Raw genomic sequence first — 24,622 nt, forward strand, 5'->3', positions numbered from 1 at the left:
GTGTCAGAGGCATACCCATGAGGTGCGGGGGAACGCATGGGATCGACTGAACGGCCGCGCCGCGTCATTCCGGCCGCCGAGCCGATCGGAAAACTTCGTACAGGAACCGACAATGCCGTCTCCGCCGCACCGCTCACCGGCCGGCAAGGTCTCGCGGCGGACCGGTGGCGCAACCGGCCGGCCGAGCTGCTTGCCGCCGTCACCAGACTGGACGCCCGCCTCGGCCCGGAGGCGCTGCGCGAGACCGCGCGGTGGCTGCGCGAGCACTACACCGCCTCGTACGGATTGGTCCCACTGGGCTTCGTCGCCCAGTGCTTCCTTGGGCCGCCCTACGTCGACCACCGGCTCAGCCTCGACGGCGTGATCATCGACCACTTCGCAGCCGGGGAAGCGATGCCGGAGCCCTTCGGAGCGGCCCGGATGCTGGCTCGCTCGGGCGCGTACGCGTTCGTCGAGGTGTACAGCGACGGACTGATCCTCCCGGTGCTGGACGACGGCGGGATCGTTCGTCCCTGAGCCGGTCCTTGCCGCTGCCCCGCCCCGTCGCCGCGCCGCACGTCGAAGCCCGAACGCACGCCGAGCCACCCGCACGTGACATCGAACGGAGAATCGCCCATGGCTGAAATCGATTACCAGTTAAGCAAGATGGTGCGCGACCTGAGCGTAGAAGTGTCGCGGGTCGGCGGCAGCGTCGAGTCGGTCTCCGGTCAAGTGCGGCAAGTGGACTCGGCGCAGCAGCGCACCGAGAGCGAACTCATGCAACTCATCGCGGAATTCCGCGAGTTCGTCAGCAAAGCCGACATGACCGCCAACCGGCAGTTCGCCGTGACCAGGCTCGGCAACCTGCAGGACGAACTGGATCACAAGTTCCGCCACTACGGCACGGTCCGCCGAACGGCCACCGGCATCCTCCAGGCGTTCGACGTCGGCCTCGTCTCGGAAGACGTCGTCCGGCAGATCACCGAGGAGCTGATGCTGCAGACGCCGGGCTACTGGCTCGCGCCCGCCCTGGTCGCGCTCGCCGCGTGGTCGGATGACAACCAGTCGCTGTACGAGCGGGCTATCGAGGAGGCCTCGCGTCGCTCCCCGGACCGTACCGCGCTGCTGTTCGCACTGATCCTTCGCCGCCAGGGCCGCCATGCCGGCTCCGTCCGGTGGCTGCGGCACTACCTCATGGCGCAGGACCCGACGGGACTCGGACGGGAGTTCCCGGTCATCCTGGAGTGCATATCCCAGGGCGCGTTCGGTCCTGCGGGCCGGACCCTGCTCCGCGAGAGGCTCGACGGCTGGCAGCAGATCCTGGTGACGGATGAGCAGGTCCGGCTGGCCCAGGTGAGCCGCTGGTTCGCCGCGATCGAGGGGCTGCGGGGACCGGTCAGCACGGCGTATCCACGGTTGGCCAAGATCTCACCGCAGTGGCCCCAGCTCGACGGCGCGCTGCGGTCGGCCGGGGTGCATCAGGCTCTGCTGGACAAGTACGAGGACCTGATGGCCTACCAGGCGCAGCCGTCGGACCGGCTCGAGGACACCGTGGACGACATCCTCGACCAGTTGGTCAGCGAGTACGACAACGAGGAATTGCCGCTGCGCCGGGACATCGCCTTCAACAACGCCGTCCTCGCCCACGACGGTGACAAGGAAGCTGCCAAAAAGGTCACGGACGCCGATGCCTCCTCCCTGGCGGAGTCCTCCGACTACCTGACCGTGCAGTCGACCACGGCGCTCGACCCTGATTCCGTCGGCGCTTCCCGAGCCACCCAGCAACTGTCGGTCGCAGCCTGCCGGGAGTGGTTCTCCCAGGCCCACGCGGGTTTCAGCCGTGACTACCGGGCCGCCGTACCCTCCTCGGTCGAGGTGACGTCCAGTCGGCCGGATCTCGTCGGCAACGGCAACAAGACGTTCCGGATGGCGCCGTGGCGGGGCTCCTTCAACACCCCCCAGGACCAGTTGGAGCGTTCTCTCGTCGCGCACTGGGATCACAGCACCAAGGCATACATCGAGTCCCTCGCCTATGACCCGACCAAGCCCCTTGTGGGGCTCGGCTGCACGGTCTTCGCGATTTTCCTGCTGTTCGTGGGGGTGAACGTGGGATTCGCGTTCATCGCTGCGGTCGTCGTCGGCGGAGTGTGGGGGCTGATGATCCACAACCGCGTCGAGACCAGCCGGAATGGACAGAAGGCCGCCGAAGCGGTGATCGACCGGCTCAAGAAGGAGGCGGTCGCGGATCTGCGCGGCGCCGCGGTGGAACTCACCGACTGGCAAAAGCACTATCAGGAGGCCGATGCGGTCTCCGCGCGGGTACGTCAGTTCATCGCCTCACTGGCCACCGCAACCACCGCGGCCGCTCCCTTCGAAGGGCGCGTCGTCACTGAAGGAGGCGCATCCGCGTGACCAACGAACCCCCTCGCCCGGCCGACGGCCCGCCGGGCGCACCGCCACAGACCACGCCATGGGCCTCCGACACCCTCCGGGAGCGGAAGGGGCCGGTCACCGGCCGGCTGCGCCGTACCGTGGCCGACCTGCCGGCATGGGATCCGCTGCCCCCGGGGGAGCCGCTCGTCCGGCGGCCGGGAAGCGCCGAGTGAGCGGGCTGTGGGCGGACCGTGGGCCGTACCACGCCTGGGCCGACTACCTGGAGAACTGGGCGGCGGGGGCGGTCGACCTGACGACGCCGCCCGCCCTGGCGCCCGAGGACCTGCCCCAGGACGGCTGGCAGCGGCTGCTGACCCGGATCGACCAAGCGGTCAGCAGCCGGCTCCAGGCGTGGGCCGACGCCCTGGTGGCGGCGCTGTCCGAGGCGCCGGACGAGTTCTCCGCCGGGAGGGCGCTGGCGCAGTCCCGCGCGGGACTGCGCCAAGTGCTGCTGCTCACACGGGTGCCGAGTCTGCCGGAGGACTTCCGCTCCCAGATGGCGCAGGCTGTCGGTAAGCAAGTACAGCGCGTGCAGTTCGACTTGGAGCGGGAGCTCGACCGGGCCGTGACCGCCGGGCTGGACGCGCGGTGGGTCGAGGCCCGGCGCCGTACTCTGCGGGACAACCCGCTGACGGCAGTGCTGTCCGCCGAGCCCGCTGCCGCGGAGACGCCCGCTCCCGCCTGGTCCTACGATCCGGCGGGCGGCGGCCGACGGCGGGTGGTCCCCCGCTGACGGCGGTACCCCGCGCCCTCCTTGACCTCCTCGGCCTCTCCCGGCGTTCTGCCCTTCCCCGACCTTCTTCCTTTCCCGCTACCGAACGAGCTGACGAGGCCCACCCCATGGCGAACTACGCCGAAAGCCGGCACGACCTGGAGAACTACCTCAGCGCGCGGGTTCCGGTCATCGGGCTGCGCACCATCGAGCAGCAGCGGGCGTTGCGCCTCGTCAAGGAGGTCGTGGCGCAACCGCGGCGCAGCGCCCAACCGTTCTGGATATACACCCGGGCCACCGGCCTACGGGACCTGCGGACGAATGCCAGCGTGCAGGACGACCGCTCACTCACCGGTGCGATGGACTTCGCGGCCGCGCAGTTCACCGCCCGTCCGCAGGCCACGATGGTCCTCGTGGACCCCGACGGTCTGGAGTCCGACACACCCTTCACCCGCCACGTGGCCGAACTCGCCCGGCTGGCCGACTCCAACGCGGGCAGCATCGTGCTCGTCACCGACAACCCGATCTGGAGCGGGCTCCAGCGGCTCGGCATGAGCCTGCGGCTCGACCTGCCGGACTCCGCCGAGATGTACGGGATCGTGAACGACTTCCTCACCGACCACAAGGGCGTTGTGCCGATCTCCTGGACCCAGGACGACGCTCGCCGAGCCTCGGAGTTCCTGCAGGGTGTAACCGAGGGCGAGGCTGTCAACCTGATGGCCACCGTCGTCGCCAAGGGGTCGGTCGAGCAGGACGACGTGCTGGCGCTGGCCCGCTCCAAGGACCGGATCTTCAACGACCTGGCCGGACTTGAGCGGATGCCCCTGAAGTCCGCCGACTACACGGTCGGCGGCCTGTCCAACCTGCGCGATTGGCTCGACCGCAAGCACCGGCTGATGCACGCGGACCTGCGCGGGACGGCTCTGCGCCCCCCGCGCGGCGTGTTGCTGGTGGGGGTGCCGGGCTGCGGGAAGTCCCTGTCCGCGAAGGCCGTCGCCCAGTCCTGGCAACTCCCGTTGTACCGGCTGGACATCGCCAGCATCCACGGCAAGTACCTGGGCGAGTCCGAGGGCCGGATGCGCGAGGCGCTGGACACCGCCGACCGAGTCGCGCCCTGCATCCTGTGGATCGACGAGATCGAGAAGGGCCTGGCCGGCGGCAACGACTCATCGGGAGTGCCGCAGCGGGTACTGGGCCAGTTCCTCTTCTGGCTGCAGGAGTCCAATTCCCGCGCGTTCGTCGTCGCCACCGCCAACGATGTCCGGAGCCTTCCCCCGGAGCTGCTCCGCAAGGGCCGCTTCGACGAGCTGTTCTTCGTCGACCTCCCCGACGAGGACGACCGCAAGGAGATCATCGAGCTGTACTACCGCCGTTACGTCAAGGCCGAACCCGATCCCGACCAGGTGCAGCGCCTGGTGGACATCTCCGAGGGCTTCGCAGGCGCCGATATCGAGTCCGCCCTCCACGACGTCGGTGCTGAAGTCCTCCTGGGAGGCGGCGCCGAGCGGCTCGAACCGTCCTTCGTGCTGGAGACCTTCGCCAACACCACCCCGCTCAGCCGCACCAACCCCGAGCAGATCGAGGACATCCGCACCTGGGGCCGCGACCGCGCCGTTCCCGCCGGCCGCCAGTCCTCCTCGACTCCCGGCACCCCGGGCTCCGCGACCCGCCGCGTCGTCTTCCTCGGCGACTGACCTCCCGCCGGCCGCGGTCGCTCAACCCCTCCCCGCCCCGACATCACGCCGACTAGTGCGCTGAGCAGGCATTCCACTTTCGAGCGGTCGAGCGTCGTGGCGGAGTTGGTGATGAACCATCACCCACTCTTCTGACCTGCGGCGCAGCCGCCGATCCCGCGCTGACCAGGCGTTTTCCCGATGGCCGATGTTGGCGTCCGACGGCCGATTTCGACTGCGCTGCGGACTGTTTGCGGACCGCATCCCGCCAGTACGTGGCGAAGACCGATCTCGAATCATTCTTCGTCAGGGCCCAAGGGGAAGTCGGGAAATTTCTCTTCGGAGCGGAGGGGGCTTCGGCTGCCGCCGGCTCGGTGAGTTCGACCTCGTGGCCGCGTACTTGTGCGATGAGCCGGATAACGACGGTTCCGGCTTGCGTCCTCAACCCGGTCCGCCGCCGGATCCAGGATTATCGCTCTCGTTTGATGCGCCGCAGCCGTTCGGCAGTCATGACATCGGGGAAGTCTCTGCGATCTATTTCGTTGCGCTCTGCGCGGCAGAGATTTCCGGCAAGAAATCCCTTACGTCGGCGCGCGCACATGAATGCTCGAGGACGGGCGGCCGCCTCCGGGGCGCGCGGGCCACCTCAAGGTGAGGCCCAGGGCACGCAGCGTGGCCGAGCAGTGCCACAATTTTCACACTCGCCACATCCGCCCCACCACTACCGGAATGCGGAAATACCAGCACCCGGCGCGATTCAGCCATTTCCCTCACGCACACCCCAGCGTGTCGGTCGGAAGGCCCAGCGAGAGGTGCGCCCCGGTGACGTGCACATGGTGCACGGCGGCAGGGTTTTCCGCTCGGCCGTACCGCTTTCCGCTGTCGGCTGATCGGCGTCTGCGTCTGCGGCGGGCGGCAGCGGGCCGGTTCCGGTCGCCTTGACGAGTGGTGGACTGAACCCCATGCTGGTGATTCGGTCGGCTGGCGGGCTTTCCCATCATGATGTCCGGGAAACGGCCCCGAGTACGCCGCACGGAATGCACGCAGGAATCAGCGGAACGCATGCACCCGATGTCCACATGAGATATCGATGTGAACTCGGCGTACAGTCGATAGGCGTGATCGCTTTACCGCCTCGTGAAAGAGCACCGTGCCCGTAGGCGCGGCCCTGACGCAAGGAACCGTGATCAGATGAGACCGCAGGCTCCCGGCCACGATTGCGGCCGGCTTCGCAACCGCCGTCACATTGCTTCGCAGGGGCCGATGTGACGGGCATGCCGGAGGGCGGAGGACCGGGTCGCCCGCTCCAGGTGCGCCGGACCCCCGTGCTCCCGCCCGGGACGGCACCCGCTGCCCCACCTCACGTCCCGTCCGCGGTCGCGCACCCGGCGGGCGGCGCCGCCCTCTCGGCGCAGCGGCGCCTCGGCCTCACGCTCTACCGCCTCCGGCTGGAACGCGAACTATCGCTACGCGCGCTGGCCCGACTGCTCGGCTACAGCGCCCACAGCGTCTTCGTGGACGTTGAGCGGGGGCAGCGGCTGCCCTCCGAAGCGCTGGTGGGCGCCTACGAGCGTGCCTTCGGCCTGCCGCCCGGCTCGCTGCTGAATCTGCGCCGGCAGGCGCTGGCCGAGCGGGCGGAGCGCCTGACCGACGCGCTGTCCCGCACGTTGGAGCCGGCGCCCGCTGTACCGCTCGCCGTACCGTCTGCCGCGCCCGCCTCCCGCTGGCGCAGCAGGGCCATCCGCGTCGCGTCGGCCCTTGTCCGGCTGCCGACCGCCGCCCGAGGCCCCGGCCGCCTCCCGAGCGCCCCGGACGGGAGCGATTCCCGCCCCCGGCTGTGACCCGCCCGACCGGACGCGGCCGACGCCCTTGCCGGCAGCGGGTGGGCTCAACGGGCGACGGCCGAGCGGTTCGCCGAGACCGGCGCCCGTGTGCGCGGGAGGCGGATCCGGGGGCTGCCGGCGGCACCCGCGTGAGGAGCGGTGTCGGGGCCGGCGCTCCCCCTCACGCGGCGGCGAGCCGCTGCCTGCACTCCTCCAGCGCCTCCTGCACCTCCGGGTCGTCGGGGGTGTCGGCCGCCGCCGCCTCGAGGTCGGCCAGCGCCTCGTCCCAGCGGCCGACGCTGCGCAGCACGAACGCGCGGTTGTAGCGGATGGCGGGGTCGTGGGGCGCCGCCTCGACCGCGCGGCCGAAGTCGTCGAGGGCGGCGTCGGATTCCCCGGCGTCGAAGGCGAGGCCGGCCCGGCCGCACAGCGCGACGACCAGGTCGGGGGCGGCGGAGAGCGCCCGGTCGAAGGCCGTCCGGGCGCTCTCCGCCTCCGCGCGGTCGGCGTGCAGCCGGCCCAGCGCGGCGAGGAGCAGCGGGCTGTCCGGAGCCAACTCCAGCCCCGCGCGGATGTCGTGCTCGGCTGCTTCGGTCTCACCGCGGTCCAGGAGCAGGCCCGCACGGTTGACGTAGGCGTCCACGAACCCGGGATCGAGTTCGAGCACGTAGCCGAAATCGGCGAGCGCACCCTCCTCGTCGCCCTGCCCGTTCCGCAGGTCGCCACGGTTGTAGTACAGCTCGGGGAAGGGCGGACCGAGCCGGGTCACGGTGTCGTAGGCGGCGGCGGCCTCCTCGTGACGGCCCATTCGCTGGAGGAGGTTGCCCAGGTCGAGGTGGTACTCGGGGTAGTACGGGTCCGCGTCGATCACCACGCGGAATTCGGCGAGCGCCTCCTCGTACCGCCCCAGCCCCGTCAGCACGGTGGCGCGGTTGTGGCGCAGCACCGAGCGATGCAGATCGTGCTCGCCCTCGCCGAGTTCGCGGTCGAGCGCGGCCATGCCCTGGGTGACGAGTTCCAGCGCCTCCAACGGGCGCCCCCGGTGGGCCTCGATCAACGCAAGCCCGTTGTGGTGGAAGACGGTGCTGAAGGCCCGGCTGCGAGCGTCGGGCAGGAGGCCGGAGATGGCGATGGCCGTGTTGATCCATGCCGTCGCCCGCTCGTGGTCCCGGCGGCCGGGCGCGCGGTGGCGGGTGTACAGCATGGCGGTGGCGTACGCGACCTGCATGTGGACGCGCGGGTCACGCAGGTGGACGCGGGCCTCGTCGCAGATCGCCTCGGCCTCGTCCGCCCGGCCGAGTGCGGACAGCGTGGTGGGGAGCAGCGTGGAGAACGTCCAGCGTCGGCGCGCGGTGGTCTCCCAGTCGGTCAGCGCCCTACCCCGTCGGCAGAAGTCCAGCACTGCGTCGTAGAAGCCGTGCAGCACGCAGGTGGTCATCGCCTGCTCCATCGCCGCCAGGCCCGCACCGAGCGGATCCGAGCCGTGCTCGCGGTGGAACGGCAGGGCGCCGAGCGCCGTAACGGGGTCTTCGGCCGCCTCCAGTTGGTCGGCGCGTGTGTCGTGCAGGCGCTGCCGCTCGTCCGGTGCCAGGTCACGGTACGCCGCGAGCATCGCCGGGTCGTCGTCCCGGCAGTCGCCGGCCACGTACCGCGCCGCGAGCGCGCGCGGCTCCCCGGGCGATCCGGCCGGCGCCTGGGCGGGGGCGCAGTCCACTCGGCGGCAGTACCGCAGGAGAGCGGTGGGCAGCCGCTCGCCCAGGGGGGTTCCGGGTTCGGCGGGCGCCTCCGCGGCCGGGTCGAGCAGCCCGGTGGTGCCCCCGGCCACCACAGTCAGCACCGCCGGGTCCATCCGGCGCAGCAGGACCGCGATGAACTCCGCGTCGGTGGGGTCGGCGTGGTCGAGGCCGTCGACGACCACGGCGCAGGGACCCTGCCCCGGGGCGGACAGCAGGTCGTGCAGGAACTCCTTGAGACCGTGCGCGATGCGCAGCGTCCGCTGCCGGGCGTAGAACCGGGTCCGCTCGCTCGGCACCGCCAACGAGGTCAGCGTCTCCTGGGTGGCGGGAACGATGCCGCGCAGGTCGTCGGCGGCGGTGAGGATCTCCACCTGGTGCGTGGCGACCAGATCCGGGCGCTCGATCAGCGCCGCCGGCACCAGGGCGCGCATCAGCGCGCCGGCCACCGTGTACGGGCCACCCGACCGCCGGTTCGCGTCGATCACCCGCACCGCGGGATGCGCGGGGCCGGGCAGCAGCAGCGTCCCGAGGCACTCGCGCCGGTCTCGCCGCAGCGCTCCGGCCAGGAAGAGGTGAGCGGGGGCCGGCTGGTGCGTCGGGTCAGACATGGGTTCTCCCGTTGCGGTCAGGCGGAAGCGGGCGCGGCAGCCTCGGTGGTGGAGGCGCTTGCCCGCCGCTCGCGGACGTACATCGTGACGGCGACGGCCGTCTCGCCCAAGCTCAGTACAAGGAACAGCAGGCTGTCGGCGAGACCGACGCCGCCCTGGTGGCCGTTGCCGGCCAGCCGGGTGACCGCGGTGCCGAAGACGTGGACAAGGATGGGCAGCAGCGTGAGGAGCAGCGTGGCCAGGCAGAACGCGTAGCCGACGACCATCAGCCAGGAGTACCAGCGGGCCACGAGGTGGTCCCGGGGATGCCACTGCTCCGGGTCGTAGGGGGCCGGCCGCCGCAGTAGCGCACACCACCGGTTGGCCAGTAGCTGGCGCGCGGTCGTCTGGAGGTCGACGCAGCCCAGCACGGTGACGACCAGGTAGTAAATGTCCGTCTGGAGGAAGAAATACCCCTGCCAGACCAGACGCAACAGCGTGGCATAGGCCAGTGCGAGAAGTACGGCACCGGCCGGCGGGAAGCCGCCGCCCGCACGGTGGGTGCCGGCGGCGAGCAGGGTGAGCACCGCGAAGCAGCCGACGTCGGTGAGCATGCCCGCGAGCATCGGCAGGTAGCGGCTGCGTCGCGGCACCCCCGCGAGCCCGTCGAGGTTGGTCTCGAACACCACGTAGTACAACCGTCTTCCGATGGACAGCCGCGAGGGCACGCCGAGCCGCCGTCCGGCCAGGGCGTGCGCGGACTCGTGCAGCAGGATCAGCGGGAGCTGGCCGACGAACAGCGTCAGCGTGAGCACCGACATGTAATGGGTGAAGAAGACGTTGTGGTAGCGCGGTGCCGCGTCGGGGACGCGCACGACCACCAGGACGCACGCCGCCAGCAGCGCCGTATAGAGCACCGCACCGACGGGCGAGAAGACCGCGCGGCCCAGCTGCCGCCATCGCAGGGGGCGCGCGGGCAACGGCTCGGGGATGCCGTCCGCACGCAGGAAGCCGAGTTCCGTCAGCTCGGCGGCGAAGTCGTCGATGTCGACGGGGTCCCCGTACTCCTGCTCGTACCAGCGGGCCGCCTGCCGCGGCGGCGTGCCTTCGACCAGCCGCCGGAGCAGCGCGGCGCCGTCGGCGGGCAGTACGACGAAGGTGCCCTCGTCCATCCGGCCGACCGTCACTTCGTCCCCTTCGGGCTGGAAGGTCAGCGGGTGGAAGGCAAGCGGTTCGTCGTGGGCCTGTACCGCCGTCTTCCCGGCGGGGGCGGCCTCGGCGGAGGCGGGCGATTGTTCGGGCATGGCTCCCCCGGGGGCTGGTGTTCGGAACGGAGCACGGCGGGACGCGGTGCGGGGGCGGGCCTCGGCGATGGGCGCGGTGCCGGCTGGCCCATCGCCGAGGTTGTCACGGTCAGGCCAGGTCGCAGGGGGGACCGCCGTAGAGCGAAGCGGAGGTCGTCAGGCGCACCGAGCCCGCCTTGCGGATCTTGATCTTCTTCATTCCGTCCACCTCCTTCCGGGATGTGTCGCTTTCATTGGTAGCCCGCGGGCAAGACCCCTGTCGCCGGTTGCGACCACCCCTGGCACAAGCCCAGAACGCCGGCAGAACACGCGGCCGGCGGCGCATCCGTCCGGCCCGGCCTCGGCAAGGGCCGCACGGCGGATCAAGCCCCAGGACACGGCGCGGCAATCGGCAGCCTGGTCTCCGACCGGTCAGCCCGACACACGACCGTCGGCAAGCCGAGCCCCGAGTTGGTCCCCGCCCGCCCGACACCCTGCTGATCAGCCCCGAGCCGAATCGCCGGACAGCCACGACCCGACCTCACCGGCTCACCGGCTCACCGGCTTGTTGGCTGTCGTCAGCCGCGTACGCCCGAGCAGGAGCCCTCGACGGTCCTCCGACACGTGGCCGGTCGCCGCCACAGCCCGAGGATCAATTCGAGTACGGCGGCCGGCTGGGAGAGGCCCGTGTGCTGGACCCGTCCCGGCTCAGCTCGACCGCCTCTCGGACGAAGGCCGACGTCCGCCGCACCGTCCGGGTGTCACCGGGCACGCGCCGGCAGATGACGTGGTATCCCGCCCCGGCCTCGCTCATCCAGCAGCCCTCCGCAGCGTCGGCAAGCGCGTTCAGCCGGCGCTCCGGTACCTGGATCCGGTGCCTGGAGCAGCCCCTCAACCTCACTCATGTTTCGCAAAGCCTGTCGGATCGTCCGCCGTGAGCCTCAGCAACGGCTCCGCCATGACACGCCCTTCCACATCCGGTCTCGGCCAACCCGCACGCCAAGGCCGTCGCCCGGCTGCACGCCCCTTGGCCGGCCTTGCAGGAGCCACGGGCAACGGTTCCGGCCAAGATCGGTGCATCGATGTGGCACCGCGACCACCTTTGACCATCCCTGCTGCAACTGCGCGCCCCCGACGGCACGTCGAGGCGTGCGCCACGAGCGCGGACACCTGCGACGAGGGCGAAGCAGAGGCCCGCGGTGGCCTGAACACGCCGAGAACTGACGCGACGTCAGCTCCCTTGCCGACTGTGTGCGGGACTGCAAAAGGTCCCTGAGCCCGCTCGGCTGCAAAGCCGCAGGTCAGACGTCGATCTTCGAGCGGTCCAGGGTCGTCGCCGAATTGGTGATGAACCATTCGGCCACCTTTCTGACCTGCGGCGAAGCCGCCGATCTGCGCTGACCAGGCGTTTCCCCGATGGCCGGCGTTGGCCCCCGACGGCCTTTTTCGACTGTGCTGCGGACCGTTTGCGGACCGGTCCGCACAGCTCGTAGCTCACGTCATGGTTGTGTCGTCGCGCCCTGACGACTTTGCACGCCCGCCCGCCAACCGGCCGCGGGCATCGGGGCGCGTAGCAGCCCCTCGCCCCGCAGGTCGGTCCACAGACTCGCCGGGACAGGTGTGGCGAACGCGCTGACGTTGCGACGAACCTCCTGTGCGGTGCGCATGCCGACCGCGATGCCCGCAACCACGGAGTGGAGCAGCGGGAATGCCTTGGCGACCTGCGGCACCGTCACGCCGTACGCGTCGCAGACGTCCGCGATCCGGTGGACCCGCTCCACCATCTCCGGGGTCGCGGCGCCGTAGTCGTACCGGGCCGCGACCGGCCGGTCGGTGGCCAGCAGGCCGGAGTCGAAGACGGAGGCGGCCACCATCGACACACCACGTTCGGCACAGACCGGCATCAGGTCATCCAGGGCGCTGTGGTCAAGGAGGGTGCAGCGACCGGAGAGCATCACTACGTCCGGGTCGGTCTCCCGGACCAGGCGTGTGAGCTTGCCGGGGTGGTACGTGCCCGCGCCGATCGCCCCGACCGCACCCTCGGCGCGCAGTTCGGCGAGGGCAGGGTAACCGTGGCGCAGCGCGTCCTCGAAGTGTGCTCCTCGGCGTCGTGCAGACACAGGATGTCGATCCGGTCGAGGCCGAGGCGCGTGCGGGAGTCCTCGACGCTGCGGCGGACGCCGTCACGGGTGAAGTCCCACACCCGGCGGTGAGTGGCGGGTACGGCGAAGGACTCGTCCGTCCGCCCTTGCGAGTCCTGCGGCACCAGCCGTCGTCCGACCTTGGCGGAGAGGGTGAACTCATCCCGGGGCTTAGGGCGCGTATCGAGTCGTGATCAATCCGCGGGATTCACCCTCGCAACAAACGCTGATCGCGGGGCCAACGGGCGGTCGCACTGGATGCGCATGCCGGTCAGCCTGTGGGCAGACCGATCTGGTCGCGTTCGAGTACAGAGCGCAACTCCGAGAAGATCTGTGCGGCGGCCGGTCCTGAGGGACCGCCCAGGACGTCTGCGGTCAGCTCGGCCAGTGTTTTGGTGAAGGTCGCCTCCGCCGCCTCGACGAGTTGCAGGCCTCCGGCGGTCAGGTCCAGCAGTGATGAGCGGCGATCCGATGGATTGGTTCGCCGTATGACCCAGGCCTGCTTCTCCAGGCGGTCGATGCCCTTGCTGGTCGCGCCGATCCCGATGGCGAATTCGGTGGCGAGGTCCGCGACCCGGGACCCGGGGTGGTCGCGCAGGAAGCGCAGGAACTCGAACTGCGAGGTGACGATCCCGTGCCGATCGCGGAGGCGGTCGTTCAGCGCGTTGTAGAGGCGTGTCTCGCAGCGGACGAGATCGGCGAAGAAGCCCGGGAGGTCGATCGGGGCACGGCTTGACTTAGCTGCCATGGCATATAGTCTACCTTAGATGCCTGGGCATATAATTCTTTGGCATGCACTTGCGATGGAGGAAAAAATGAGCAGGCAGCAACGCGCGGAAATCGACGCGATGGTCCGACAGCCTCGGCCGGAGGGCCCTCGGTCGGTGGAGGAGCTCCGCGCCGGGTTCAGGGCGATGATGGGGGGAATGATCGTCCCGGCTGGGATCCGCACCCGGACTGCGACACTCGGTGATCGGCCCGCGCTGCTCGTCGAGCCGACCGACACTCCGAAGGCCGGGACGATCCTCTACTTTCACGGCGGCTCTTACGTGGTCGGTTCACCGGAGACGGCGATGTCACTGACGGGGAACCTCGTGGCCAAAACAGGGTTCAGGGCGTTCTCCCTGGATTACCGGCTTGCTCCTGAGTATCCGTTCCCGGCCGCGATCGAGGACGGACTGAGCGCCTACCGCGCACTTCTCGACAGCGGCGAAGACCCTTCGGCGATCGCGTTCGCCGGGGACTCCGCCGGTGGCGGCCTCACCGTCACCACCTGCCTCGCCGCCCGCGACGCGGACCTGCCCATGCCCGCCGCAATCGTGGCGTTCTCCCCCGGACTCGACATGACCCGGACAGGCGAGAGCATGGACACCAAGGCGGGCATCGACCCGTTCTTCACGCGTGAGGGCCTGGAAAACACCGGGACCATGTACCTTGCGGGACAGGATCCACATCAGCCCATGCTCAGCCCCGCCATCCTCGCCGACCTGACCGGCTTCCCTCCGATGCTTCTGCAGGCGGGCACCAACGAAATACTCCTGGACGACTCCACACGCATGGCCACGCGCGCGAGGGAAGCCGGAGTGGACGTCATCCTGGACATCACCGCTGACGTTCCACATGTCTTCCAGGCGTTCGCCGGCGTCCTGGACGAAGCCGACGAGGCACTGGACCGCGCCGCTCTCCTTCTCAGTCAGCACATCCGCAGCAGGGGCACGGCACGCACGTCGGCAGGCTGAAGCCCGCAGGCGGTCTCATACGGAACCACGGTCCGAACCCCAGGCCCTGGCTCGCCGTTCCTGTTCCTGGCGGCCGGCACCCCACCTCTCTCCGAGGGCCGTTCAAGACCCCGGGGGCGCGTTCTCCGTGGGCAGTGCTCACACGGGGATCCGAGCGCGAAGAGCGGCGACGCGTCCGACGGCGGCAGAAACTCCGCCTGAAGGCCGCTCGGACGCTCCAGGGGCGGGCAGACCAGCAAGGTCCACCTCGTCGCCGACCGGAAATGCCGCCCCCTGGTGTTCGTCCTGACCGCAGGTCAGGCCGCGGACAGCCCGCAGTTCATCCCCGTGCTCAAGAAGGTACGGGTCCGCGGGCCCGCACCCGGCCGGGCGCTGTCGCCGGGGATAAGGCCTACTCGTCCCGCGGTAACCGGGCCCAGCTGCGCAAACGCCACATTAAGGCCGTTATCCCGGAGAAGAAGGACCAGGCCGCCAACCGGAAGAAGAAGGGCTCCCGTGGTGGTCGGCCCGTCAGCCTCGACGCCAACCTGTCCAAGGAGCGCAACGCTGTCGAGCGTCTGATCGACAAGCTCAAGGCCTGGCGAGGCATCGCCACTCGGTACGACAAGACCCCGGACAGCTACCTCGCCGGTCTTCACCTGCGCGCCTCGATCATCTGGATCAAAGACCTCACCCGGACCACCCATTGATCACGACTCGATACGCGCCCTAGCTGTACTGACCTGTGAGGTTGGGGACGCGGGTGGCTGGTGGTTGGCCGCCAAGGGCGGTGTGTCCGCGGTGGTGATTGTAGGTGTGGAGCCATTGCGGGTAGGCGTCGCGTCGTTCTTGTTCGCTGCGGTAGGGCCGTGCGTAGGCCCATTCGTCGAGCACGGTGCGGTTGAGGCGTTCGACTTTGCCGTTGGTCTGCGGCCGGTAGGGCCGGGTTCGTTTGTGTGTGATTCCGGCCGCTGTGAGGCTGTCGCGCCATAGGCGGGAGCGGTAGCAGGAGCCGTTGTCGGTCAGGACGCGTTCGACGGTGATGCCGGCCGAGGAGAAGTAGTCCTGGGCGCGGGTCCAGAAGCCGGTGGCGGTCTCCTTCTTCTCGTCGGCGTGGATCTCGCTGTAGGCGAGGCGGGAGTGGTCGTCGACGGCGGTGTGGATGTAGCTGTAGCCGGCGCCGGAGCGGGTTTTGCGGCCTGCCTGGCGGCCGAGGACCTTGTGGCCGCCGCCGTCGGGGATGTTGCCGAGTTTTTTGATGTCGACGTGGACGAGTTCGCCGGGGCGGTCGCGTTCGTAGCGGCGGATGACGCGGCCGGTAGCGCGGTCCAGGTGCGTCAGGCGGGCCAGGCCGAAGCGGGTCAGGACCCTGTGGACCGTGGAGGGGTTCAGGCCCAGCAGGCCTGCGATGCGGGCCGGTCCCCACCGGCGCAGGACACGGACCTTGATGATCCGCCGCTCGGTGCGGGACGGGGTCCGGTGAGGGCTGTGCTGTGGCCGGGAGGAGCGGTCGCTCATGCCCGCCTCGCCGTACTGCCGGTAGCGGCCCGCCCATCGCTGGGCCGTGGTCGGTGAGACCTGGAAGCGTTCGGCCGCCCGCCGAAGCGGCCAGCCATCGTCCACGACGCAGCGGGCAAGGCGGAGACGGCCGGTCTCGGTCAGAGGTGCATTACGGTGAGGCACGAGGGCCTTTCTGGTCGCCGGTGCAGATGTCGCAATCCACACCAGGCCAGAAGGCCCTCACCCACTGCAAGATCCCACAGCCGAGACCGGCATCACTCCTCCACAACCTCCCGGGTCAGTACACCTAGGCGCCCTCGTCGAGGGTCCCCCCTTGCGAACCCCACTGACCGGCACTGCCGTACGAGCCCTGGCCCGCGTCCCTCAGCGACGGGCCACCCCGAACTGGAGCGGCTCTCCGTTCGTGCACGGCACAAGGTGACGCAGCGGCAGATCCGCGAGGCGCTGATCGCCTGAACCCCGTGTCCTTGGTGGGGACAGGCGCCACCCAACGCGGCGCATGATGCGGCCTTCGCCAGCCTCGGTCGCACCTGCGAGGCAGCTCGCAGACCGCGCACACCCGGGCCCCGGTCACAACCGGCTGGATGCAGCCTCTGCTGCGCGGCCTCCCGGTCACCGCCCAGCAACTTCGCGAGGACGGAATCCTCGAAGAGGCCGCCGTCACCGGCGCTGACCCGCAGCACCGATGCGCGGTGTTCAACATCACTCCGGAGACCGGCCTCCGCTACACCCGCTTCTTCCACCCCGACCTCACGGACAGCGACGACGTATCCGGCTGCAACATGGAGACATCGTGACCGACCACCACGCTCACCTGCTCGCCGCCATCGTCGACCTCGGCGGTGAGCTGGAGCTCCCAGCTACCCGTAACGGGCGCTTCAGGGGCGCGGTCATCCCAGAAGGCTGCGCGGTCAGCGCCGGCCGCCGCCGATGCGGCGGTCGTCGGCCAGTGCGGTCAGCGGGCCGAACTCGCGGGCAAGCTGGTTCCACGTCAGAACCTCGCCACAGCGGGCCGGGAACTCCTTCGGGTTGAACTCGGGCATGGTCCAGGTGCCAGTGCCCCGGTCCCGCAGCCACAGGTCCCCGTCACCGTCGACCACAGTCGGCGGGACCGGTACGGGCTCGGCCTGATCGGTGGGCTCCCAGGTGACCCGGCCCGGGTGGGAAACGCGGCGCAGCTCGGTGGTGGCCAGCCGCGCGGCCAAGTCACGGGCGGACTCTTCGGCGTCCTTGACCGACGCGAGTCGGAATGCGTCGTCAAGTACGGGCAGGGCTGGATTCTTGCTGCGCTTTGAACTCATACGCTGACTACCTCCGGTGGGGGGCGTCACATCCGTTATGGCACCCCGTAGAGGAACACGGTATCCGAGGCGGGAGCCGGGCCGGCTACGACCACTGTCCAGGTGGAGGCGCTGGCACACCGGGCGGTGGGGCTGGGTCGTGAGCTGGTCCTGGACGTGGCGCAACCCGTGGTGGTAGCGCTCAGATATGTCGGTCCGGGTCTGAGAAGGTGAGGCCGCCGGGGGCGAGCGGACGTCGGGCCGGGGCGGGTGCGGGCTCGGTCTCGCCGGGCGGCTGGCGGAAGGTGGCGCCCTGCTCGACCAGCATCAGCTGGCGCCCACCCGCCTGGGCGGGTACGAAGCGGGCTCGGAGAAGGCGGGCAGCGAGAGCGGTCGACGGTCGGTCATGATCCCTGGTCTCCCAGGTCCGGCCCTGCGGTCAGGGCCAGGCGATGATCGCCAACCGACACGCGACGAACGCCCAGGTTCGGGGCGCCGAGTGCTCAGTATTCGCGAATTCAGGCGCTTTGGTTGCAACACGAATTTGATGCACACCATGGACGAACCGGTCGAGGTCCAGGTGCCTGCGTGTGTGCGTGGCGGACGACCAGTGGCCCAGTTTCGAAGAGCCCCCGCAGTTCATGGACGGCGTCGGGCGCATCGAGTAGCGCGCCACACCCCCAGCCATCGGGCGACTTGAGTGATGGGGTCAAGCGCGACTTCGACGCGCAGATATCCGACGAGCGGGTCACCGCAACGACCGCCGCAGGCGAAGCGCAGCGCCGGGCGTCGTCGCCTTCCACGGGTCGACGCCAACCGCACGAAAGTCATGGTGCACGTGGAGCGCGACCAGCAGGGCGTTTCAGACTCTCCGAGCACCTCGGCCACGCCAACGCGGCCACGACGGCCAACACCCGTACCCACCTGTGACCCGACTTCGACGAGCGGACCCCAGGCTCCCTTCGACGAGGCCTACGCGGACCGCCTGGACGGGGGAGGGAACCCTGCGCCCGCCCTCTGCTCCGCCGTGCCTCACACGTCGATCCGCGCCCGGTCCAGGGTGGAGGCCGAGTTGGTGATGAACTCCTTGCGGGGCGCCACCTCGTTGCCCATCAGGAGGTCGAACGCCTGCTCCGCGGCCTCGATGTCGCTGATGTTGATGCGGCGCAGGGTCCGGTGGCGGGGGTCCATCGTGGTTTCGGCCAGCTGGTTGGCGTCCATTTCGCCGAGGCCCTTGTAGCGCTGGATGCCGTCCTTGTAGCGGACGTTGCGGCGCTGGAGGTCGTGGAGGGTCTGGCGCAGTTCGCTGTCGGAGTAGGTGTAGATGTATTTGTCCTGGCCCTTCTTGGGCTGGACGAGTTCGATGCGGTGCAGGGGGGGAACCGCCGAGAAGACGCGGCCCTCTTCGACCATCGGGCGCATGTAGCGCTGGAAGAGGGTCAGCAGGAGGCAGCGGATGTGGGCGCCGTCGACGTCGGCGTCAGCCAGGAAGATCACCTTGCCGTAGCGCGCCTGGTCGATGTCGAAGGTGCGCCCTGAGCCGGCCCCTATCACCTGGATGATCGCGCCGCACTCGGCGTTCTTGAGCATGTCGGAGACCGACGACTTCTGGGTGTTGAGGATCTTGCCGCGGATCGGCAGCAGGGCCTGGAATTCGGAGTTGCGGGCCAGCTTCGCGGTGCCGAGGGCCGAGTCGCCCTCGACGATGAACAGCTCGCTGCGGTCCACGTCGTCGCTGCGGCAGTCGGCGAGCTTGGCGGGCAGCGAGGAGGTCTCCAGCGCGGTCTTCCTGCGCTGGGCCTCCTTGTGCTGGCGGGCCGCGATCCGGGTCCTGGCGGCGGCTACGGCCTTCTCCAGCACCGCGCGGGCCTGGGCCTTGGCGTCCCGCTTGGTGGAGGTCAGGAATTCCTTCAGCTCCTTGGCGACCACGGCCGAGACGATCCGGTTGGCGGCCGAGGTGCCGAGCACCTCCTTGGTCTGGCCCTCGAACTGCGGCTCGGCGAGCCGTACGGTGACGACGGCCGTGAGGCCCTCCATGGCGTCGTCCTTGACGACGTCGTCCTCGGCGACCCGCAGCAGCTTCGCCGCGCGCAGTGCTTCGTTCATCGTCTTGGTGACGGAGCGCTCGAAGCCGGTCACGTGGGTGCCGCCCTTGGGCGTGGCGATGATGTTGACGAACGACCTGGCGGTGGTGTCGTATCCGGTGCCCCAGCGCAGCGCGATGTCGACGCCCAGCTCCCGGGTGACCTCGGTCGGTGTCATGTGGCCGCGGTCGTCGAGGACCGGGACGGTCTCCTTGAAGGTGCCGCTGCCGGTGAGGCGCAGGACGTCGCAGATCGGCTTGTCGGGGGCCAGGAACTCGCAGAACTCGCTGATGCCGCCGTCGAAGTGGAAGGTCTCCTCGACCGGCTTGTCCGACTCGATGCCGCGCTCGTCGCGCACCACGATGGTCAGGCCGGGGACCAGGAAGGCGGTCTGCCGGGCGCGCTGGTGCAAATTCTCCAGCGAGAGCTTGGCGTCCTTGAGGAAGATCTGTCGGTCCGCCCAGTAGCGCACCCGGGTGCCGGTGCGGGTGCGGGGGACCTTCTTGGTCCTGGTGACACCGCTGGCGGGCTCGAAGCGCGCCCCTTCGCCCGCTCCGCTGAATGCGCCGGGCACCCCGCGGCGGAAGCTGATGGCGTGCGTGTGGCCGCTCCTGTCGACCTCGACGTCGAGGCGGGCCGACAGCGCGTTGACCACCGAGGCGCCGACGCCGTGCAGGCCGCCGGAGGCCGCGTACGAGCCGCCGCCGAACTTGCCGCCGGCGTGCAGCTTGGTCATGACGACCTCGACGCCGGACAGGCCGGTCTTGGGCTCGACGTCCACCGGGATGCCCCGGCCGTTGTCCCTGACCTCAATGGAGGCGTCCTCGTGGAGGATCACCTCGATGCGGTCGCAGTGGCCGCCCAGCGCCTCGTCCACGGAGTTGTCGATGATCTCCCAGACGCAGTGCATCAGACCGCGGCTGTCGGTTGAGCCGATGTACATGCCGGGCCGCTTGCGGACCGCTTCGAGTCCTTCGAGAACGAGCAGGTGCCGCGCTGTGTAATTGGAGCCGTCGCGATCTGCGCCCGTCAGCAGCGCGGAGGACGGCACGGATGTTTCGGCGGTCACGCGGACAACTCCTCGATCTGGATGGCCTGAAGGTCTTCAGCCGTATCGGTGAGAGGGTACCGAGGTCGGCGAGGGCGGCCACGCCGCCACCCGGTATCCAGGTGTTCATCCTAGTCGTTTTCGAGCATCCGTTCGATCACTCGCGCGAGTGATACACATGTCACGTTCCCAAAGAGGCATGAACCATTTAGGCTCCGGGCACGTCCTCAGCAACACCCCGGCAAGCCGGCCGGGGCCAAGCGTGGACAAGCGCACCAAAAGCCCTACAAGTGACATCTGACGTAAAAACTCTTATTCGCCGCCAATCGGTCACACCCAGTCACCCCGAGGCCCGTTTTCGAGGAAAAGTCGTCAGCGGGAACGTTTTCGGCCTGGTTGGATGTTGACCCTGGTACGACAGCTCGTCGAGCTAGAGAAGAGGCGACGTGACTACTGTTCTGACCCCCGCGAGTCCGCTGACAGCGGCAGACCGCTGTGACCGTTGCGGCGCTCAGGCCTACCTGCGTGTCGTGCTCACCAGTGGCAGTGAGCTGCTCTTCTGCGCACACCACGGACGCAAGTTCGAGCCGGAACTCAAGAAGATCGCTGCGGAAATACAGGACGAGACCGGACGGCTTACCGACCCCCCGGCGTCGGCGGGAGAAGACGAGCGCTGACACGTCGCACCAGCGACCAGCTCGGACCTGCGGGCGGACGGACCCCATGAGGGGGTGTCCGCCCGCAGGCATCCCGCGGGCCTCACAAGCCCTCCGTCACATGTGCTGGGAAACCAGCTCCGACACCGCGGAAACGCGCGTGTACACCCCGGGATAGGCTGCCTCAGCGCAGCCCGTCCCCCAAGACACCAGGCCGATCAGCCGGCCGCCCGCGACCAGCGGGCCCCCGCTGTCGCCCTGACAGGCGTCCTTACCCCCGCCGGTGACCCCCGCGCACACCATGGATGCGCGCAGATACGTACCGTCGACATTGCCCGGATACGCCTTCTCGCACACCGAGTCCGCCAGGACGTCGACCGTCGCCGTCCGCAGGGACTGCGGATACGTGCCCTCCCCCGTCGTATCGCCCCAGCCGTATACCTGCGCCGGGGTCCCCGCCGTATAGGAGGCGGTGTCGCCGGGTCCGGCCATCGGGATGACGGCGCCGCCCGGTAGCGCCTGCGACAGCGTGATCACCGCTACGTCGCCGGCATTGGTCGTGGCGTCGAAGGCCGGGTTGACCCACACGTCGGACAGCGCCAGCTCCTGCCCCGCTGTCCCGCTGAGGTCCGTACGCCCGACGATGACGCGAAGATCGGGCAGACTCCGCCAGTCCGTGGTGCCGAGTGCCTCCTGACCGAAGCAATGTGCGGCGGTGACGACCGTACGCGGCCCGACCGCGACACCGCCGCAGAACTGCCCCGACCGGCTGGAGCCGAAACGCTCCCGGCTGGCGAGCGCCACCACCCACGGGTCGCTGTCCGTGCTGGTCGGCGCACCGCCGACCACCACTCCGTTCGCGGCGGCCGGAGCCGCGGGCGCCGCCAAGGGAACGGCAAGCGCCGGCAGCAGTGCCGCCACGGCTATCACTGCACGGCGGCCGCCCACGGCACGACGGCGCAAGCGGGCGGGGAATGGGACGTGCATACGGCCTCCTGACCCTGTGAATAACACTGAATACCCAGAGTCATCGATCGGGCAGAGGGCCGCATCCGCAGAGAAGCGCGCTGAAGACGGAGCAGAGCCGAGAAGCAGAGATCCGCCGCCCTGCTGTCGAGCAGGGCGGCGGATGAGTGACGAGCGGTGGAGCGGTGACGATCAGTCCAGGTAGTCGCGCAGCACCTGCGAGCGCGACGGGTGCCGCAGCTTGGACATCGTCTTGGACTCGATCTGCCGGATCCGCTCCCGCGTGACGCCGTAGACCTTGCCGATCTCGTCCAGCGTCTTGGGCTGCCCGTCGGTCAGGCCGAAGCGCATGGAGACCACGCCCGCCTCGCGCTCGGAAAGGGTGTCGAGCACCGAGTGCAGCTGCTCCTGCAGAAGCGTGAAGCTGACCGCGTCCGCGGGCACGACCGCCTCGGAGTCCTCGATGAGGTCACCGAACTCGCTGTCGCCGTCCTCACCGAGCGGGGTGTGCAGCGAGATCGGCTCGCGGCCGTACTTCTGGACCTCGATGACCTTCTCCGGGGTCATGTCCAGTTCCTTGGCCAGCTCCTCCGGGGTGGGCTCGCGGCCCAGGTCCTGGAGCATCTGGCGCTGCACCCTGGCGAGCTTGTTGATGACCTCGACCATGTGCACCGGAATACGGATGGTGCGGGCCTGGTCGGCCATCGCGCGGGTGATCGCCTGGCGGATCCACCATGTGGCGTACGTGGAGAACTTGAAGCCCTTGGTGTAGTCGAACTTCTCGACCGCACGGATCAGGCCCAGGTTGCCTTCCTGGATCAGGTCCAGGAAGAGCATGCCGCGGCCGGTGTAGCGCTTGGCCAGCGAGACGACCAGCCGGAGGTTGGCCTCCAGCAGGTGGTTCTTGGCCCAGCGGCCGTCCTCGGCGATGATCTCCAGCTCGCGCTTGAGCTTGGGGGCGAGCTTGTCGGCCGCCGCCAGCTTGTCCTCGGCGAAGAGGCCGGCCTCGATGCGCTTGGCCAGCTCCACCTCCTGCTCGGCATTGAGCAGCGGGACCTTGCCGATCTGCTTGAGGTAGTCCTTGACCGGGTCGGCGGTGGCGCCGGCGACCGCGACCTGCTGTGCGGGCGCGTCGTCCTCGTCGTCGTCGGAGAGCACGAAGCTCTCGGACTCCGTCTTCTCGGTCTCCTCCTCGCCGGCCTTGCCGGGAGCGGCGTCCTCGATCGACTCCTCCGCCTCGACCGCTTCGTCCTCGCCGGGAGAAGAAGCGGTCTTCTTGGCCGCCACCTTCTTCGCGGGGGCCTTCTTTGCGGCCGTCTTCTTGGCGGCGACCTTCTTGGCAGGCGCCTTCTTGGCTGCTGGGTTTTCCGCCTCCACCGATGGCTCCACCGTGGTCTCGGCCCCGGCCACCGCCTCGGGAGCGGGAGCCTTGGGCGCTACGGTCTTCTTGACAGGGGCCGCCTTGGTGGCGACCGTCTTGGTGGCAGTACGCTTCGCCGGGCTCTTGGCTGCGACGCTCTTACGGGTGCGCTTGGGCGCCTCAGCGGCACTCACCATCAGCGTCACACCCTCCTCGTCGAGGACCTGGTTGAGGCTGCGCAGAACGTTCTTCCACTGGGTTGCCGGAATCTGGTCCGCTTCGAACGCCCGACGCACATCGTCGCCTGCGATCTGCCCCTGGGCCTTACCCTGCTCGATGAGCGCCATCAGAGACTCAGACTCGGCGATCTCGGACGGGAGCGTACGGGATGTGCTGGCCGACACGAACAACCTCTCGGAACGATGGGAACGACTCGGTGGAACCGCAGAGCGACTCAGCGTCAAGCTCGATGCTGAATATTCCTCGTACGGCCGCCACCTCTTAAGTCATCGCACTGCCTCGTCTGGCGTTACGCCCAGCTTACGTGGCCCGAGTCACACCCCAAATTGTGCAGATCAGCGGCAAAGTCGGACATGTGACACGCACGGGGCCGCCGCAGGCCCCTGACTACGGGGTCCGCGACGGCCGGGCGGGGCGGTCAGTGCTCGCGGGGAGCGGGGACGACATGGTCGGCGGGAGCGGCCGCCTGATCCGAGGTTACGGCGAGCAGCTGGCGCATCGCGGCCTCCGCGGTGCCGCCGTCGCCCGCGGCGAGCGCTTCGACGATGCGGTGGTGCAGGCCGACCGAGGTGTCGCCGGGCCGCTCACAGCCGGTGACCGGGCCGCCGGAGACGTGCAGTGCCGACGACACGATGCCGGACAGGTGCTCCAGCATGCGGTTGCCCGCGACCTGGAGCAGCAGGGCGTGGAATTCCACATCGGCGCGCGAGAAGGTGAGCGCGTCACCCTGGGCGGCGGCGTGGGCCATGATCTCGGCCATGTCGGCGAGCCGCTGCTGCACGTCCTCGCGGCCGTGGCCGGCGGCGAGCCGGGCGGCGAGCGGTTCGATGGTCCAGCGCAGCTCGAGCAGTTCGCGGCGCTGCTCGTCGCGCTGCGGCCCGAAGGCCCGCCATTCGATGATGTCGGGGTCGAGCAGATTCCAGTCGCTGACCGGCCGGACCCGGGTGCCGACGTTGGGCCGGGCGCTGACCAGGCCCTTGGCCTCAAGCACCCGCAGGGACTCGCGCACCACGGTGCGGGAGACCTCGAAGCGCTGGCCGATCTCCTCGGGGACCAGCGGGCGGTCGGCGCCCAGGTCGCCGGAGACGATCATCTGTCCGAGCTGCTGGACGAGTTGGCCGTGCAGTCCCCGGCCGCGGCTGCCTCCGGCGCGGCGGCCGACCCGGCTCATGTCCGGGTCCATGCCGTCCCAGGAACCGAGTCCTGGGCGGTCGCCGCCGGAGGCGTCGGCATACGAGTAGCGGTCCAGCTCGCCCGGGCCGGCGATGCCGGAATCAGCGGATCGAGCCGCGGTCATCATGGTGTGCGCAAGGGTACTCACGCATCCTTTGTCGGCGATGCCGATGCGGGCCTTGAGGGCTTTGCTGAAAAGCACACGAAAG

General features: G+C 69.5%; 20 protein-coding genes and 2 pseudogenes. 10 read left to right on the forward strand and 12 right to left on the reverse strand.

The genetic code is table 11. The features are described 5' to 3' along the window. Nucleotides 1-36 precede the first annotated feature (36 nt). From OG900_10560 to OG900_10585, 6 genes are all read left to right on the forward strand, one after another. The gene (locus OG900_10560) at nt 37-516 is read left to right on the forward strand and encodes a hypothetical protein (GenBank protein WUH90490.1); all 480 of its coding nucleotides are present in this window, start codon (nt 37-39) and stop codon (nt 514-516) included. Nucleotides 517-615: 99 nt separating this feature from the next. Then, the gene (locus OG900_10565; protein ID WUH90491.1) at nt 616-2,391 is read left to right on the forward strand and encodes a hypothetical protein; all 1,776 of its coding nucleotides are present in this window, start codon (nt 616-618) and stop codon (nt 2,389-2,391) included. Then, nucleotides 2,388-2,585: a hypothetical protein gene (locus OG900_10570; protein ID WUH90492.1), complete on the forward strand. Its 198-nt coding sequence runs from the start codon at nt 2,388-2,390 to the stop codon at nt 2,583-2,585. Before OG900_10565 ends, OG900_10570 begins: the two co-directional genes overlap by 4 nt. After that, a complete protein-coding gene (locus OG900_10575) occupies nt 2,582-3,145 on the forward strand; it encodes a hypothetical protein (protein ID WUH90493.1) in 564 nt (187 codons plus the stop codon). Before OG900_10570 ends, OG900_10575 begins: the two co-directional genes overlap by 4 nt. Before the next feature lie 107 nt (nt 3,146-3,252). Further along, nucleotides 3,253-4,818 carry an AAA family ATPase gene (locus tag OG900_10580; GenBank protein ID WUH90494.1) on the forward strand — a complete coding sequence of 522 codons (1,566 nt, stop codon included), beginning with the start codon at nt 3,253-3,255 and terminating at the stop codon, nt 4,816-4,818. Between the two features lie 1,304 nt (nt 4,819-6,122). Then, nucleotides 6,123-6,638, forward strand: coding sequence for a helix-turn-helix domain-containing protein (locus tag OG900_10585; GenBank protein ID WUH90495.1), 516 nt, complete (start codon nt 6,123-6,125; stop codon nt 6,636-6,638). A 163-nt stretch (nt 6,639-6,801) separates the two neighbouring features. Here OG900_10585 and OG900_10590 read toward each other — a convergent pair whose 3' ends face one another. From OG900_10590 to OG900_10610, 5 genes and pseudogenes are all read right to left on the reverse strand, one after another. Beyond that, the gene (locus tag OG900_10590) at nt 6,802-8,964 is read right to left on the reverse strand and encodes a tetratricopeptide repeat protein (GenBank protein ID WUH90496.1); all 2,163 of its coding nucleotides are present in this window, start codon (nt 8,962-8,964) and stop codon (nt 6,802-6,804) included. Nucleotides 8,965-8,981: 17 nt separating this feature from the next. Continuing rightward, a complete protein-coding gene (locus OG900_10595; GenBank protein WUH90497.1) occupies nt 8,982-10,247 on the reverse strand; it encodes a hypothetical protein in 1,266 nt (421 codons plus the stop codon). Between the two features lie 1,478 nt (nt 10,248-11,725). Then, nucleotides 11,726-12,346, reverse strand: a complete 621-nt coding sequence (locus OG900_10600; protein ID WUH90498.1) for an aldo/keto reductase — start codon at nt 12,344-12,346, stop codon at nt 11,726-11,728. A 29-nt stretch (nt 12,347-12,375) separates the two neighbouring features. Beyond that, a pseudogene (locus tag OG900_10605) lies at nt 12,376-12,492 on the reverse strand (aldo/keto reductase). A gap of 146 nt (nt 12,493-12,638) precedes the next feature. Then, the gene (locus OG900_10610; protein ID WUH90499.1) at nt 12,639-13,115 is read right to left on the reverse strand and encodes a MarR family transcriptional regulator; all 477 of its coding nucleotides are present in this window, start codon (nt 13,113-13,115) and stop codon (nt 12,639-12,641) included. Nucleotides 13,116-13,182: 67 nt separating this feature from the next. Here OG900_10610 and OG900_10615 point away from each other — a divergent pair, with 67 nt between their 5' ends. Continuing rightward, on the forward strand, nt 13,183-14,106 hold the full coding sequence (locus OG900_10615; protein WUH90500.1) for an alpha/beta hydrolase: 924 nt from the start codon (nt 13,183-13,185) through the stop codon (nt 14,104-14,106). 161 nt (nt 14,107-14,267) lie between these two features. After that, a pseudogene (locus OG900_10620) lies at nt 14,268-14,795 on the forward strand (IS5 family transposase). Nucleotides 14,796-14,814: 19 nt separating this feature from the next. Here the strand turns inward: OG900_10620 and OG900_10625 are convergent. Beyond that, nucleotides 14,815-15,768, reverse strand: a complete 954-nt coding sequence (locus tag OG900_10625; protein WUH90501.1) for an IS481 family transposase — start codon at nt 15,766-15,768, stop codon at nt 14,815-14,817. Between the two features lie 422 nt (nt 15,769-16,190). Here OG900_10625 and OG900_10630 point away from each other — a divergent pair, with 422 nt between their 5' ends. Beyond that, the gene (locus tag OG900_10630) at nt 16,191-16,403 is read left to right on the forward strand and encodes a hypothetical protein (GenBank protein WUH90502.1); all 213 of its coding nucleotides are present in this window, start codon (nt 16,191-16,193) and stop codon (nt 16,401-16,403) included. A gap of 114 nt (nt 16,404-16,517) precedes the next feature. Here OG900_10630 and OG900_10635 read toward each other — a convergent pair whose 3' ends face one another. The 3 genes from OG900_10635 to OG900_10645 form a co-directional block, all read right to left on the reverse strand. Continuing rightward, on the reverse strand, nt 16,518-16,907 hold the full coding sequence (locus tag OG900_10635; GenBank protein WUH90503.1) for a hypothetical protein: 390 nt from the start codon (nt 16,905-16,907) through the stop codon (nt 16,518-16,520). 181 nt (nt 16,908-17,088) lie between these two features. Then, nucleotides 17,089-17,214 carry a hypothetical protein gene (locus tag OG900_10640; GenBank protein WUH90504.1) on the reverse strand — a complete coding sequence of 42 codons (126 nt, stop codon included), beginning with the start codon at nt 17,212-17,214 and terminating at the stop codon, nt 17,089-17,091. A 704-nt stretch (nt 17,215-17,918) separates the two neighbouring features. Then, entirely contained in the window at nt 17,919-20,039 is a 2,121-nt protein-coding gene (locus OG900_10645; GenBank protein WUH90505.1) for a type IIA DNA topoisomerase subunit B, read from the reverse strand. A 425-nt stretch (nt 20,040-20,464) separates the two neighbouring features. Here OG900_10645 and OG900_10650 point away from each other — a divergent pair, with 425 nt between their 5' ends. Next, nucleotides 20,465-20,695, forward strand: coding sequence for a hypothetical protein (locus OG900_10650; GenBank protein ID WUH90506.1), 231 nt, complete (start codon nt 20,465-20,467; stop codon nt 20,693-20,695). Between the two features lie 96 nt (nt 20,696-20,791). Here the strand turns inward: OG900_10650 and OG900_10655 are convergent, their stop codons facing one another. From OG900_10655 to OG900_10665, 3 genes are all read right to left on the reverse strand, one after another. Continuing rightward, on the reverse strand, nt 20,792-21,595 hold the full coding sequence (locus tag OG900_10655; GenBank protein ID WUH90507.1) for a serine protease: 804 nt from the start codon (nt 21,593-21,595) through the stop codon (nt 20,792-20,794). 237 nt (nt 21,596-21,832) lie between these two features. Next, complete coding sequence (locus tag OG900_10660; protein ID WUH90508.1) at nt 21,833-23,404, reverse strand: RNA polymerase sigma factor; 1,572 nt, start codon at nt 23,402-23,404, stop codon at nt 21,833-21,835. 254 nt (nt 23,405-23,658) lie between these two features. Next, the gene (locus OG900_10665) at nt 23,659-24,561 is read right to left on the reverse strand and encodes a FadR family transcriptional regulator (GenBank protein ID WUH90509.1); all 903 of its coding nucleotides are present in this window, start codon (nt 24,559-24,561) and stop codon (nt 23,659-23,661) included. Between the last annotated feature and the right edge of the window lie 61 nt (nt 24,562-24,622).

This window comes from Streptomyces sp. NBC_00433 (assembly GCA_036015235.1).
Classification (GTDB): Bacteria; Actinomycetota; Actinomycetes; order Streptomycetales; family Streptomycetaceae; genus Actinacidiphila.

What these genes read in the sequence shown, in the direction of transcription:
- OG900_10560 (WUH90490.1), top strand. Translation starts at nt 37, where the DNA reads ATGGGATCGACTGAACGGCCGCGCCGCGTCATTCCGGCCGCCGAGCCG.
- OG900_10565 (WUH90491.1), top strand. Translation starts at nt 616, where the DNA reads ATGGCTGAAATCGATTACCAGTTAAGCAAGATGGTGCGCGACCTGAGC.
- OG900_10580 (WUH90494.1), top strand. Translation starts at nt 3,253, where the DNA reads ATGGCGAACTACGCCGAAAGCCGGCACGACCTGGAGAACTACCTCAGC.
- OG900_10590 (WUH90496.1), bottom strand. Translation starts at nt 8,964, where the DNA reads ATGTCTGACCCGACGCACCAGCCGGCCCCCGCTCACCTCTTCCTGGCC.
- OG900_10595 (WUH90497.1), bottom strand. Translation starts at nt 10,247, where the DNA reads ATGCCCGAACAATCGCCCGCCTCCGCCGAGGCCGCCCCCGCCGGGAAG.
- OG900_10610 (WUH90499.1), bottom strand. Translation starts at nt 13,115, where the DNA reads ATGGCAGCTAAGTCAAGCCGTGCCCCGATCGACCTCCCGGGCTTCTTC.
- OG900_10615 (WUH90500.1), top strand. Translation starts at nt 13,183, where the DNA reads ATGAGCAGGCAGCAACGCGCGGAAATCGACGCGATGGTCCGACAGCCT.
- OG900_10630 (WUH90502.1), top strand. Translation starts at nt 16,191, where the DNA reads ATGCAGCCTCTGCTGCGCGGCCTCCCGGTCACCGCCCAGCAACTTCGC.
- OG900_10635 (WUH90503.1), bottom strand. Translation starts at nt 16,907, where the DNA reads ATGAGTTCAAAGCGCAGCAAGAATCCAGCCCTGCCCGTACTTGACGAC.
- OG900_10640 (WUH90504.1), bottom strand. Translation starts at nt 17,214, where the DNA reads ATGCTGGTCGAGCAGGGCGCCACCTTCCGCCAGCCGCCCGGCGAGACC.